Source organism: Actinacidiphila sp. bgisy144 (assembly GCF_057708105.1).
Genome location: NZ_JBYIRM010000031.1, coordinates 90,263 through 103,545, shown reverse-complemented (window position 1 = coordinate 103,545; position 13,283 = coordinate 90,263). Strand labels below are relative to the sequence as shown.

At 72.4% G+C, this 13,283-nt stretch carries 11 protein-coding genes; 4 read left to right on the top strand and 7 right to left on the bottom strand.

Translation table 11 applies throughout. The features are described from left to right. Positions 1-2: 2 nt before the first annotated feature. The 3 genes from AC3EVP_RS29325 to AC3EVP_RS29315 form a co-directional block, all read right to left on the bottom strand. A complete protein-coding gene (locus AC3EVP_RS29325) occupies positions 3-2,018 on the bottom strand; it encodes a S53 family peptidase (RefSeq protein ID WP_435135006.1) in 2,016 nt (671 codons plus the stop codon). 301 nt (positions 2,019-2,319) lie between these two features. After that, on the bottom strand, positions 2,320-3,192 hold the full coding sequence (locus AC3EVP_RS29320) for a lysozyme (protein WP_435135003.1): 873 nt from the start codon (positions 3,190-3,192) through the stop codon (positions 2,320-2,322). Positions 3,193-3,509: 317 nt separating this feature from the next. Then, entirely contained in the window at positions 3,510-4,070 is a 561-nt protein-coding gene (locus tag AC3EVP_RS29315) for a TerD family protein (protein WP_435135000.1), read from the bottom strand. 195 nt (positions 4,071-4,265) lie between these two features. Here AC3EVP_RS29315 and AC3EVP_RS29310 point away from each other — a divergent pair, with 195 nt between their 5' ends. Further along, positions 4,266-6,095 (top strand): APC family permease, encoded by a 1,830-nt coding sequence (locus AC3EVP_RS29310; RefSeq protein WP_435134997.1) that lies wholly within the window; start codon positions 4,266-4,268, stop codon positions 6,093-6,095. Positions 6,096-6,157: 62 nt separating this feature from the next. Here the strand turns inward: AC3EVP_RS29310 and AC3EVP_RS29305 are convergent, their stop codons facing one another. Further along, on the bottom strand, positions 6,158-7,126 hold the full coding sequence (locus AC3EVP_RS29305; RefSeq protein WP_435134994.1) for an SDR family NAD(P)-dependent oxidoreductase: 969 nt from the start codon (positions 7,124-7,126) through the stop codon (positions 6,158-6,160). 112 nt (positions 7,127-7,238) lie between these two features. Here AC3EVP_RS29305 and AC3EVP_RS29300 point away from each other — a divergent pair, with 112 nt between their 5' ends. From AC3EVP_RS29300 to AC3EVP_RS29290, 3 genes are all read left to right on the top strand, one after another. Beyond that, positions 7,239-7,805, top strand: coding sequence for a TetR/AcrR family transcriptional regulator (locus AC3EVP_RS29300; RefSeq protein WP_435134992.1), 567 nt, complete (start codon positions 7,239-7,241; stop codon positions 7,803-7,805). Positions 7,806-7,934: 129 nt separating this feature from the next. After that, a complete protein-coding gene (locus AC3EVP_RS29295; protein WP_435134990.1) occupies positions 7,935-8,789 on the top strand; it encodes an SCO6745 family protein in 855 nt (284 codons plus the stop codon). Positions 8,790-8,932: 143 nt separating this feature from the next. Further along, positions 8,933-9,787, top strand: coding sequence for a vWA domain-containing protein (locus AC3EVP_RS29290; RefSeq protein ID WP_435134988.1), 855 nt, complete (start codon positions 8,933-8,935; stop codon positions 9,785-9,787). A gap of 55 nt (positions 9,788-9,842) precedes the next feature. Here the strand turns inward: AC3EVP_RS29290 and AC3EVP_RS29285 are convergent, their stop codons facing one another. From AC3EVP_RS29285 to AC3EVP_RS29275, 3 genes are all read right to left on the bottom strand, one after another. Then, entirely contained in the window at positions 9,843-10,721 is an 879-nt protein-coding gene (locus AC3EVP_RS29285) for a carbohydrate ABC transporter permease (protein WP_335972099.1), read from the bottom strand. Further along, the gene (locus AC3EVP_RS29280) at positions 10,718-11,953 is read right to left on the bottom strand and encodes a carbohydrate ABC transporter permease (protein WP_435134986.1); all 1,236 of its coding nucleotides are present in this window, start codon (positions 11,951-11,953) and stop codon (positions 10,718-10,720) included. Before AC3EVP_RS29280 ends, AC3EVP_RS29285 begins: the two co-directional genes overlap by 4 nt. A 67-nt stretch (positions 11,954-12,020) precedes the next feature. Further along, positions 12,021-13,259, bottom strand: coding sequence for a sugar ABC transporter substrate-binding protein (locus AC3EVP_RS29275; protein WP_335972102.1), 1,239 nt, complete (start codon positions 13,257-13,259; stop codon positions 12,021-12,023). Between the last annotated feature and the right edge of the window lie 24 nt (positions 13,260-13,283).

Below are 13,283 nucleotides of genomic sequence, written 5' to 3'. Positions count from 1 at the left end.
CGTCAGAAGCGGAACGACCGGAGGTAGGTGGCGTTCGGCGAGCCGACGCCGGTGGCGTCGTCGAAGCCGTGCACCGCGTTGAGCGAGGTGTCCTGGCCGAAGCCGATCAGCCGGACGATCAGGTTGCCGTTGACCACACCGGCGTCGTAGACGCTGCTCAGCGGGGTGCTGCTGTGCTGGGCCTGCTTGTCGACCACGTCGGTGGTCAGGTGCGAGCGGGCGTAGATCGCCGGGTTGGCGAAGCCGATCGCGTGGTGCGCGCCCTGGATCGCGTCGGCCTGCACCGCAGCGAACTCCGGGGACGAGACGCTGGTGCCGCCGTAGCCGCCCTCGCTGTAGTCCGCGCCGTCGGAGATGCCGACCAGCACCGAGGTGTACAGGTCGCCGACCATCGAGATGTCCGGGGTCACCCGCTTGGCCTGGCTGGTCTTCTGACCGGTCATCAGGGTGTGCGACAGGGTGCTCGGGACGACGCCGCGCTGGTAGCCGGGCTGCGCGAAGTCCTCGCTGGTGCCGCCGCCACCGCCGAAGTAGAACGGCGCCGAAGCCGCGGCCGGGGTCCAGCTCTTGCCGTCGGCCGACAGCGAGGAGCGGGTGGTGCCCATGTCGGTCTCGAAGCCGTACTTGCCGCTCTTGTCCGAAAGCGCCAGCGCGGTGCCGCCGACCGAGGTCACCCACGGGTCGGAGTCGGGCCAGTTGGCCTGGGCGCGCGAGGTGTCGGTCTGGCAGTTGGCGCCGGTGGCCGCCGCCAGCGGGCTGCTGTCACCGCAGTCGCCGGCCGAGAAGCCGATGCCGATGCCCTCGATCGCGGCCTGCTGGAAGACCTGCTCGTACGCCGCGATCTCCGTCGCGGTCACGTCCGCGTCGTCCGTGGTGTGCATGATCTCGCCCCACGAGTTGGAGACGACATCGGCGAGGTGGTGGTCGACGATCTTGGTGATCGCGGCCAGCAGGTCGTCGTCGGTGCAGGAGTTGGCGCCGACGTAGACCACGTTGGCGTCGGGCGCGAGGCCGTGCGCCATCTCGACGTCCAGCGCCTCCTCCGGCGCCCAGCCGTCGGGGCCGCCGCACAGGTCCTGGTTCGTCCACTGCGAGGAGTCGACGTACTCCGTGTACTGGCCCTTCTTGAACGCCTTGTCACCGTGGTTGGTGGCGTACTGGTCGGCGTCCGCCTCCATGGTGGAGCTGCCGTAGGCGTCGACGATCGCGACCGTGGCGCCCTTGCCGGTCAGCCCGGTGGCGGTGATGCCGTACGCCTTGCGGATCTGCGAGGGGTACAGCGAGCACTGGTCGAACGGCACGTCCTTGTTCGTGTAGCCGGCCGGCGCGCCCTTGGCGGTCTTCTCGCCCCAGTACGCGGAGCAGGTCGCCGTGGTGGGCAGGGTGGTGTCGCCCTTGCCGGCCGCGGTGCTCTTGGTGCTCTTGGCGGTCGCGGTGTCCGCGGTGACCTTGTGCGAGTCCGGCTGCGCCACGTTGCTGCCGGTCGAGGCCAGGCCGCTGACGCCGAGGACCGCGCTGGAGACCGAGGCCGGGACCTTCACGTCCTTCGCCGGCGCGTGCCGCAGCTCGCCCGACACCTTGTACTGGCGCTCGCCGGTGCCGAACGCCTTGGTGAGGGCGGCGTTGGTGCCCTTGACGGTGATCGCGTGCGAGGTGGTGCCCACCACCTTCAGGCCGGCGTCCTCCGCCCACTTCTGCACGGCGGCGATCTGCGCCTTGGTAGCGCCGAACCGGGCCTGGTACTGCGCGGCGGTGAGGAACTTGCCGTAGCTCGCGCTGGCCGGGTCCGAGACGGCCGTCGCGTACGCGGTGAGCCCGGCCGGGTCCTGGCCGGCGAGGTACACGGTGCCGGTGATCTCGGTGGCGGCCGGGACCGCGCCGGCGTCGGCCGACGCGGTGGCCCACGCCGGGTGCGAGCCGGTGATGGTCTTGGCGGAGGCGGCCGGGGTCGACGCCTGCGAGGGCGCGGCCATCAGCAGCGAACCGGAGAGCAGGGCCAGTGAGGCGGCCGCGACCACTCCGGCGCGGCCTCTGCCGCTGCGGGGTGCGTGTATGTGGGTGATGACGACTCCAACGTGATGGTCCGTGAGCAGGGAACGGCGGGCACGGGCCCTGTACCGCACGCTCGTTCACGACCCACACCCGCGGTGTAGTGTGCACGCCACGTGAGCGTTGTGGGAATAGCGTATGGGCGCTCAGCGGTGCCGCTTTACCGAAAACCGACGATCGGCGCCCGGTCGAATGCGGTCGGACCCGGGTGAACCGCCCATCCTGACAGCGGTGTCGGGCCACCCCGGGCCCGGATACGTTCGGTGGACCTCAGGTGTTGTTGGCGAGGTTGCGCAGACCGCTGAGCGGGCCGTTGAAGTAGTCCTGGTCGCCGGGGAAGGTGCCGGAGTCGGCGTGCTGCCAGAAGCTGTAGAACGGCCAGCCGGCCGGCAGCTTGCCCGCGCTGGAGGCGTAGCGCGCCACGAACAGCGGGTCGTTGGCGGCGAAGACCGGGGTGTTGCCGGTGCAGCGGGTCCACCAGTCGGTGGTGGAGTAGATCGTCGCCCAGCGGGTGGTCTTCGCGTGCACCTCGTCGACGAACGCCTTGATCCAGCTGACCATCGCGCTCTTGCTCAGGCCGTAGCAGGCGGCGCCGGAGGGGTACTCGATGTCCAGCGCGGGCGGCAGCGTCTTGCCGTCCTTGGACCAGCCGCCGCCGTGCGCGACGAAGTAGTCCGCCTGCGCCTTGCCGCCGGAGTTGTCCGGGCGGGCGAAGTGGTAGGCGCCCCGGATGAAGCCCGCGTAGTAGGAGTCGGTGTAGTTCGCGTTGAACTTCGGGTCCTTGTACGTGGTGCCCTCGGTGGCCTTGATGTACGCGAACCGGGCGCCCTTGCGGTACTGGGCCGGCCAGTCGACGGTGCCCTGCCAGTTGCTGACGTCGAACCCGGGGGTGCGGGTGCCCGTGGTGCTCGCGGCGACCGGGGCGGTCCCGACACGGCCCTCGTGGGCGGCGATCGACGAGCCCATCCAGTCCCGCTCGGGGTGCAGCAGCGCGCCGCGCACGTGCGGCGCGCCGCCGATCGCGTCGGCCGGCCCGGCGGGCGCGGCCAGGACTCCCGCGAGCGCGACCGCCGTGCATCCGATCGCCAGTGCCGACTTCCGTACGCCGTTTCGCCCCCGCGCGCTGTGCCCGGCGTCCCGCATGACTGCCTCCATGGGTGTGGCTTTGCTTCCCTTGTGCCCCATATGCGCCATTTGACCAGAGCGATGCGGCGCTCCGGCGCTGGACGCGCGGGGCATCACGGTCACTCCCGTGGGGCCGTACGGGTGAGCGGCGCCGGGCAGTTCGGTGCCGCGGGAAGGCAAAAGGCCACGTCGGCGCGGGTGGCGCCGGGGATCGCGACTGTGCGCATACATCCGTACAGGCATACGTATCTACGGTCGTATGTACGGCTTGTATGGACATCGCGACGCGCGGGTGAGGCGCGGAGGCGTGGGTGGCGAGGGGCGGTGACGGGCGGTCAGGCCGGCGGGCGGCCCATCAGGTGGCCGAAGGTGTCCGGGTCGGCGGCGTAGCCGCACAGCAGCGGGTGGAAGCTCCACGCGCCGGACTCGGCGCGGGTGAACTCCGCGAAGGTCGCGGCCGTGGCGGTGCCCAGGTGGTCGAGGTCGCCCTCGGCGAGCACCGTCCAGCCGCTGACGATCTGGTAGCCGGGGTCGTCCACCATGCCGAACTCCAGCCGCCCGTAGCGCTGCTGGATCATCGCGCCGACCACGACCCTGCGGTACTGCGCGCCGAGCCGGTCCAGCTCCAGGGTCATCACCTCGTCGAAGCCGAGGCCCTTGCCGTCCTTGCTGTCGCGGTTGAGCCACATGGTGCCGTCGGGCGCCCGGCTGTCGAAGTGCACCAGGTAGGCCGGCTCGCCGTGCTCCGCGCCGACCTGGAAGGCCGCCGCGATCACGTCCAGGTCGCTCTGCGGGACACCCGGCGGGCTCGGGTCCCACCGCAACCGCACCTCGACCCGCTCGATCCCCTTGCTGAGGCCGGTCATCACACGCCTCCCACCCCGACGCGCCGTCACGAACTGCTGTGCTCTTTCGATTAACCCCCGGTCCGTACCGGCCTGTCCACTTCCCACAACGCCTTCCGGCCACCGGCCGGCGGACGTGGCGCCGGCCGGTACGCGGCGGCGCCCCGCGCGTCCCGGGGCGCCCGGGCGGGCCCGGCGGCCACACTGAACGGGCAAAGCGACCAAAACGCCCACCGTGAGGTGCTCATGATGTACGGGCTGGCCCGCCGCCACCTGCGGCCCAGGGTTCCGCTGCGGCCCGGGGAGGGGCACCGTGCGACCGAGAAGGACCGGCTGACCAGCGTCGGCGGGCTCGCCGCGCTCTCGCTCGATGCCCTCAGCTCGGTCGCGTACGGGCCCGAGGCGATCGTGCTGGTGCTGGTCACCGCCGGCACCGGGGCGATCGCCGCCACCACCCCGATCGCCCTGGCGATCACCGCGCTGCTCGCGGTGCTGGTGGTCTCCTACGGCCAGGTGATCGCGGCGCACCCCGACGGCGGCGGCGCCTACGCGGTCGCCAAGCGGGACCTCGGGCCGCGCACCAGCCTGCTGGCCGCGGCGAGCCTGGTCGTCGACTACGTGCTGACCGTCTCGGTGAGCCTGGCCGCCGGCGCCGCCGCGCTCGCCTCCGCCTACCCCGCGCTCCACTCCCACCTGCTGGAGGTGTGCCTGCTCGGCCTGCTGCTGCTCACCGCAGTCAACCTGCGCGGGGTCGCCGAGAGCGCCCGGGTGCTGATGCTGCCGACCGTGCTGTTCGTGCTCGGCATCCTCGGCGTCGTGGCGGTCGGCCTGGTCCGCGGCCACCCCGCGGCCTCGGTCGGCAGCCGCGAACACGTGCACGTCACCGAGACCCTCGGCGTCCTGCTGGTGCTCAAGGCGTTCTCGGCCGGCTGCGCCGCGCTGACCGGTGTCGAGGCCATCGCCAACGGCGTGCCGGCCTTCCGCGCGCCGCGGGTACGGCGGGCCCAGCGCACCGAGCTGATGCTCGGCGGACTGCTCGGCCTGATGCTGGTGGGCCTGTCCGTGCTGATCCACCGCGACCACGTGGTGCCGCGCGGCGGCGTGACCGTACTCGCGCAGCTCACCGCCGGCGCGTACGGCACCGGCTGGCCCTACACCGCCACCAACCTCGTGGTCACCCTGGTGCTCGGACTCGCCGCCAACACCAGCTTCGGCGGCCTGCCGGTGCTCATGAGCCTGCTGGCACGCGACAACCGGCTGCCGCACATCTTCGGGCTGCGCGCCGAACGCCCGGTCTACCGCTACGGCGTGGTCGCGCTCGCCCTCCTCGCCGCGCTGCTGCTCATCGCGGTCGGCGCCGACACCCACCGGCTGCTGCCGCTCTACGCGATCGGCGTCTTCATCGGCTTCTCCGTCAGCCAGATCGGCCTGGTCCGGCACTGGCGGTACACGCGGCCCCCCGGCTGGCTGGGCCACGTGTGGGTCAACGGCCTGGGCGCGGCGCTCACCACGGTGGCCGGTGTGGTGCTGCTCAGCACCAAGTTCCTGGAGGGCGCCTGGGTGGTGGTGCTCGTGGTGCCGTTGCTGATGCTGATGTTCAGCCGGGTGGAGCGCTACTACGACGAGGTGCGCGCCGAACTCCGCCTCGGCCAGGTGCCCGCGCCCCCGGCGCGCGGCGGCCCCGGGCTGGTGGTGGTGCCGGTCGGCGAGGTCAGCGAAGTGGCCCGGTACGCGCTGACCGCCGCCCTCTCGCTCGGCGACGAGGTGGTCGCGCTCGCGGTGCACGCCGACCCGGAGCGGGCCGACGCGCTGCGCCGGGCGTGGGAGCAGTGGGAGCCCGGGGTGCGCCTGGACATCGTGGACAGCCCGCACCGCTCCCTGGTCGAGCCCGTGGTCGGCTACGTCAAGCGGCTCGCCGCGGACGGGCAGCAGGTCGCGGTGCTCATCCCCGAGGTCGAGCCGCGGCACCGCCGCTACAAGATCCTCCAGAACCAGCGCGGCATCCTGCTGGCCACGGTGCTTCGGGCGCGGACCGACGTCGTCGTGTGCATGCTGCCGTACCGGCTGCGCATCTGACGGCCCGTCCGTCTGCCGGCCCGTCCGTCACGCCGGCCCGTCCTTCGTACCGCGGCGCGGCCTCAGGCGTGCTGCGGCCCGTGGCCCAGCGGGTCGAGTTCGGCCGCGGTGGCGCCGTCCGCCGCGGTGGACTCGCTCAGCTCGCGGTGCTCCTCGTCGGAGGCGAGCAGGGCGCGGCCGGCGGCGGTGGCGTAGCGGAACGCGTCGGTGCCGACCAGCAGCCGCAGCGGCGGTTCGGGCATCGCCACGACCTCCAGCAGCAGGCGGGCGACCTTGGCGGGGTCGCTGGCGCTGGTCACGGCGCCGGAGCCGTGCCGCTCGGCCATGACGCCGACGGTCGCCCGGTACTCCGGCCGGACCGGGGCGATCCGCATCGAGGAGCCGGCCCAGTCCGTGGACATGCCGCCGGGTTCGAGCACGGTGACCTTGATGCCGAGCGGGGCCACCTCGGCCGCGAGCACCGAGGAGAAGCCGCCGACGGCCCACTTCGCGGACTGGTAGGCGGCCAGGCCCGGGGTGGCCAGCCGGCCGCCGACGGACGAGACCTGCACGATGTGTCCGGAGCGCTGCTCGCGCAGCACCGGCAGCGCGGCCTGGGTGAGCCGGACCACGCCGAGCAGATTGGTGTCGATCTGGGCGCGGAAGTCGTCGAAGGCGGTGTCCTCGGCGGCGGCGACGTTGGCGTACCCGGCGTTGTTGACCAGCACGTCGAGCCGCCCGAAGCGGTCGACGGCGGTGCGGACGGCGGCCCGGACCTGAGCGTCGTCGGTCACGTCCAGCGGGACGGCGGCGAAGCGGTCGCCGTAGTGCTCGGTGAGGTCGGCCAGGGCGTCGGGGGAGCGGACGCCGGCCACCACGCGGTGGCCGGCCTCGGCGGCGGCCCGTACGATCTCGCGGCCGAGGCCGCGGGACGCTCCGCTGACCAGGAAGACGGCGGACTCGGGGAGCGCGGCGGGTTCCGGGGCCGCGGCGGACGGCGAGGAAGAGGGGGACGGAGCGGACGGGGAGGACGGGGTCGACGGGGAGGTCATGGCGGGGCTCCGCTCGGGAGAGGGCTACTGACTAACCGGTTGATTAGTAACTCCATGAGACTCCTCGCCGGGACCTTTGTCAACTATCCGGTTAGTAGATAGGCTGGGTGCCATGAACAGGGACGCGGAGGCGACACGGCGCCGGCTGCTGCGCGCGGCGACCGAGGAGTTCGCCGCCTACGGCATCGCGGGCGCCCGGGTGGACCGGATCGCCGCCGCGGCGCAGAGCAACAAGGCGCAGATCTACCACTACTTCGGCAGCAAGGACGGCCTGTTCGACGCGGTCTTCGACGCCATGTGCCGCGAGACCGTCGACGCCGTGCCGATCGACGCGGCCGACCTGCCCGAGTACGCCGGCCGGCTCTTCGACTCCTACGAGCGGCGGCCGTGGGTGCAGCGCCTCGCGACCTGGTACCGGCTGGAGCGGGCCGGCAGCGGCACCCTGATCCCGGTGCTGCTGGAGAGCAACGCGGCGAAGATCGAGGCGGTCGCGGCGGCGCAGCGCGGCGGCCTGCTGCCCACCCGGTTCAGCGCGGAGGAACTGCTCGGCCTGATCCTGCACCTCTCGGGCTTCTGGAGCGCCAACACCCCGGAGTTCGACGCGCGGCTGGCCGGCGAGGGCGCGGAGCGGCGCCGCAAGGTGGTCGTGGACGCGGTGGCGGCGCTGGTCGCGGGGTGAGGCGCGGGGCCGGTGCCCGGCCCCCGACCGGCGCGCTCGGCCAACTTCCTTTCGAAGATCATGAGTTGGGCCGCGGCCGCGGTTGTACTCACTGGTAGATTTCCGGTCTGCCGCCCCTACGATGGCGGCATGACACTCGAGGCCACCCGGCAGTGCCACAACGCGCTCAACCCGCTGCACTCGCTGATCTACTTCGCGCCCGAGGCCGAGCGGGAGTACACCGCGATCGGTCTGGAACCCGGCGGCATGGGCTACTTCGCCAGCCGCGCGGCGGCCATGGGCGCCGTGGGCCCCGGCACCGTGGCAGCCGCCTTCTACAACTTCAACCCCGCGCTGATCGCGCGGTTCATCCCGCGGGCGTGGCAGGCCGCCGCACCCGAGGCCGTACTCGACGCGCGGCTGCGCGCGGTGGAGGCGGCGCTGACCCGGGTGCTCGGCGCGGACGCCGCCGACGACCCCGAGGTGGCCGAGGCCGCAGCGCTGGCGACCACCGCCGTCGAGGCGTGCGCGGTGCCCGGCCGACCGCTGTACGGCGCCCATGCCGACCTCGACATACCGAAGTCGCCGCAGGCGGCGCTCTGGCACTGCGGCGGCCTGCTGCGCGAGCACCGCGGGGACGGCCACGTCACCGCGCTGGCCGCGGCCGGACTCGACGGCCTGGAAGCGCTGATCACCCACACCGCGACCGGCACGGGCTCCGCTCCGGAGTTCGCCCGCGCCACCCGCGGCTGGAGCCAGGAGGAGTGGGACGCCGGGTGCGAGCGGCTGCGCGAGCGCGGGCTGCTCGACGCGGACGGCGCCCTCACCCCGGCGGGCACCGCGCTGCGCCAGGAGATCGAGGACACCACCGACCGGCTGGCCGCCGACCCCTACCGCCACCTCGGCGAGGCGGGTACGGCGCGCCTGACCGAGATCGCCTCGCGCCTGACCCGTGCCGCCGCCCAGAGCGGTGCCTTCCCCGCGGGGCTCTCGGCCCCGAAGTAGCCGGCGGACCCGCGCCGCCCCGCCGGTGACGGGCGGGGCGGGCGCGGCCGGTGCGGCGGCTGTGGCGGCGCGGCGCGGGAGCACGTGGGATCTTCGTACGAACGGCGGGCGGTGCCGGGCCGGTTGGAGCAGAATCACGGCACATGGCCATCGACTACCGCAAACGTCTGCGCATCGGCTTCCGCAAGGGGGCGGCCGGGCCCGAGGGGACGGCCGCCGCGGAATCCGGCACCGCGGAATCCGGGACCGCTTCCGGCACCGCGGGTGCCGAGCCGGCGGGTTCCGGCGCCGCGATCAGCCTGCGGAAGGTCGCCGACCGGGCGCCCGGCCTGGTCAGCCTCTACAAGCAGGCCGCGGTCTCGCTGGCCAAGCACCGCGTGGACGGCCGCCGGGCCGCCGTCTACCTGGTGCTGGACCGGTCCGGCAGCATGCGCCCGTACTACCGCGACGGTTCCGTGCAGCACCTGGCGGAGCAGACCCTGGCGCTGGCGGCGAACCTCGACGACGACGGCGTGGTGCCGGTGGTCTTCTTCTCCACCGGGATCGACGGCACCGCCGAGATCGGCCTCGACTCCTACCGCGACCGGATCGGCACGCTGCACGACGCGATGGGCCACATGGGGCGCACCAACTACCACCTCGCCATGGAGGAGGTCATCGCGCACTACCAGGCGTCCGGGGCGAAGGACCCGGCGTTCGTGGTGTTCCAGACCGACGGGTCGCCGACCTCGCGCGCGGCGGCGGAACGCGTGCTGTGCGCGGCCGCGGAACTCCCGGTCTTCTGGCAGTTCGTGGGCTTCGGCGACGACGAGTTCCGCTTCCTGCGCAGGCTCGACGACCTCCCGGTGCCCGCCCGCCGCGCCGTCGACAACGCCGGCTTCTTCCCGGTCGGCGCGGCGCCGAAGGAGATCTCCGACGCCGACCTCTACGACCGCCTCCTGGCGGAGTACCCCGCCTGGCTGACCGCGGCCGCCGCCGCCGGCATCCTCCCGCGCTGACCGGGCGGCCGGGGGATCGGGCGGCCGGTGATCGGACGGCCGGGGAGCCGGGCGGTCAGCCCTTGACGGAGCCGGAGTTGGCGCCGCGCACGAAGTGGCGCTGGAAGACGAAGAAGAGCACGGCCACCGGGATGGTCGCCAGCAGCGCCGCGGTGAGCTTGAGCGGGTACTGCGTGCCCGCGCTGAGGCTGCCGGAGACGAAGCGGGCCAGGCCCGTGGTCAGGGTCTCGTACTGCGGGGACTGGGTGGCCACCAGGAAGTGGGTGAACTCGTTCCAGGACGACTGGAACGACAGGATGGTCAGCGTGATCAGCGCCGGGCGGGCCATCGGCAGCACCACCGACCAGTAGGTGCGGAAGATCCCGGCGCCGTCCATCCGCGCGGCCTCCTCCACCTCCTTCGGCACGGACAGGAAGAACTGCCGCATGATGAACACCCCGGCGGCGTCCACCAGCAGCGGGATCACCATGCCGGCGTAGGTGTCGAACATGCCCAGCTGGTTGAGCACCAGGAACTTCGGGATGAGCAGCACCACGCCGGGCACCGACATGACCGTCAGCAGGCCGTTGAAGAGCAGGTTGCGGCCGCGGAAGTCCAGCCGGGCCAGGGCGTATCCGGCGAGGGAGTCGAAGAACACCCGGCCGCCGGTGATCAGGACGGTGACCAGGACCGAGTTGCCCAGCCAGCGCGTGAACGGGATCGACTCGCCCCCGCTGCCCCCGAACAGCCGCCGGTAGGACTCCAGCGTGAAGGGGTTCGGCAGCAGCGACAGCGGGTGCGCCGCCGCGTCCGGGTCGGTCTTGAAGGACGTGACCAGCTGGATCACGAACGGCAGGACGTAGACCAGGCCCAGCAGGGTGGACACGGCCAGGATCAGGACGGTGCCCAGCGAGGGGCGCCGGCTGCGCGCGGGATTCCTGTGGATGACGCTCATCGGTTCCTCCCGAGGAGTCGGCGGCCGCGGCCGGGGTGCTCGCCGCGCTCCCGCAGCAGCACCCGCTGCACCAGCGTCATCAGCATGATGATCGCCAGCAGGACGAACGCGATCGCGGCCGCGTGGCCGTAGTCGCTGTCCTGGAAGCCGGAGGTGTACGACAGGTAGGCGGGGGTGAGGGTGGTGTTGCCGGGGGCGCCCTGGCTCATCACGTACACCGCGTCGAAGACCTGCCAGGTGCCGATCAGCCCGAGGGTGAGCACCAGGAAGATCACCGGGCGCAGCGCGGGCAGGGTGACGTGGCGCAGCGACTGCCAGCGGGTGGCGCCGTCCACCCGGGACTGCTCCTCCAGTTCGGCCGGCACGTCCTGGAGCGCGGCGAGGAACATCAGCATGAAGGTGCCCGAGGTGGTCCAGATCGCCAGCACGATGATCGTGCACATCGCGATGGACGGCCCGGCCAGCCAGTCCCACCACGACAGCCCGAACAGGCCGTGCGCGGCCAGCGCGTGCACCGGCTGGTCCGGGTCGACCAGGCCGACCGCCCCCAGCACCGACCAGACCAGGCCGTGCGCGTCGGTGAACCACTTCGGTCCGGTGATGCCCACCCACTTCAGCAGCGCGTTGACCGCGCCGCTGCCCTGGAAGAGGAAGAGGAACACCGTGGAGATCGCGATGGAGCTGGTGACGGACGGGAAGAAGAACGCGGTGCGCAGCGGCCCCTTGCGCTTCAGCCGGCGGCTGTTGACCGCCAGCGCCAGGCCCAGGGCCAGCACGGTCTGGAGCGGCACCACCAGCAGTACGTAGTAGAGGTTGTTGCGCAGCGAGATCATGAACAGCTGGTGGGTCAGCCCGCCGCTGCTGCCGAACAGGTCGGTGTAGTTGCGCACCCCGACGAAGTCGGCGGCCGAGCTGAACGGGTCGGACTGGCCGTCCCAGTGCAGCAGGCTGACCCACAGCGCCATCAGGATCGGCAGCAGCAGGAACAGGCCGAGCACGATCACCATCGGGCTGACGAACAGCCAGCCCCAGCGGCCGTGGTGGCGGGCGGCGAGGCTGCCGCGGGTCGGCCCCGCCGCTTTCCTCCGCCGGCCGGCCCCGTGCGGTCCGCCGCTCCCGCCCGGCCCGCCGGGTCCGTTCCCGCGGTCCGGTCCGCCCGGTCCGGCCGTCCCCGTCCGGCCGGCCGCGGGCAGTGCGACGGCCGCGGCGCCGCCCTGCTGCTCCTTGCGCATGTTCCTGCCCTTTCCCGCTGCCCGCTGGCCGGGTGCCACCGGTCCCACGAACCGTTCGCCGCCCGCGTCAGCCGGCCGACTTCAGCGCCGCCGCGCCGTTCTTCTGCAAGCTCGCCAGGATCGTCTTCGGGTCGGCGCTCGCCAGCCCGCTCAGATCGGTGTCGAACTGCGTCAGCACCTTGGTGAACCCGGGGATCGTCACCGGCCCCTGCCCGTAGGAGGCGCCGTCGGCGAACGCCTTGTCGGCCGGGTACTTCGCGCTGTAGGAGGCGAGCGCGCTGGTCCGGGAGGGCAGCACACCGTAGGCGCCGGCGAAGGTCAGCTCCTGCGGCACCGCGGTGAACGCCTTCACCAGCGAGACCGCCGCGGCGTGGTGGGCGCTCTTGTTGGCGATGCCCCAGCAGGTGCTGAACGACAGGGTGCCCTTGCCCGCCGGCCCCTCGGGCAGCGACAGCACCTTGTAGTCGACCGACGGGTAGTCCGAACTCATCGCGCCGGTGAGCCAGTTGCCCTCGATGGTCATCGCGGCCTTCTGGGTGCCCAGCGCCTCACCGCCCCAGCCGGTGTCGACCTGCTTGGGGAACTTCAGCGCACCCTCCTTCAGCAGCTTCTTGACGTAGGTCAGCGCCTGCACGTTCGCGGCGCTGTCCGCGGTCACCTCGGTCTGCCCGGCGTTGGTGATCCAGCCCCCGGCCTGCTTCATGAAGACGCCCAGTTCGTTGTAGGAGGCGTCGACCACCAGGCCGGTCGTCTTGGCGGTGGTGAGCTTCTTGGCGACCTTCTCCAACTGGTCCCAGGTGGTGGGGTAGTCCGCCGCGGTCAGGCCGGCCGCCTTCCACATCCTGGTGTTGACCGCGAGGGCCAGCGTGGAGGTGTCCTTGGGCGCGCAGACGAACTTGCCGCCGTAGGAGAAGGACTTGCGCAGCGAGTCGGAGAAGTCGTCCTGGTACGACAGCTGGTCGCCGTACGCGTACAGCGAGTTGCCCTTCGCGTAGTTGGCGAAGGTGCTGGAGCCGACGTAGAAGACGTCCGGCGGCTTGCCGCCCGCCAGCGCCTGGCCGAGCTGCTGGTCGAGGTTCTGGGCCGCGGTGACCGTGACGGTGTTGCCGGTCTGCTTCGCCCACGCGGCGGCCGCGGCCTTCACGGCGTTGGTCTCGGCGTCGCCGGACGAGCCGATCATCACGGTGAGGTGCTGCTTGCCCCCGCTGTCCTGCTTGCTGCTGGAGTCGCTGCCGAAATTCGACGAGCAACCGGCCAGCAGGAGGGCGCCGCACAAGGCGACGGGGGCGGCTCTGCGTACGTTCATCATCACTCCGAAGGGGAGGTGCCG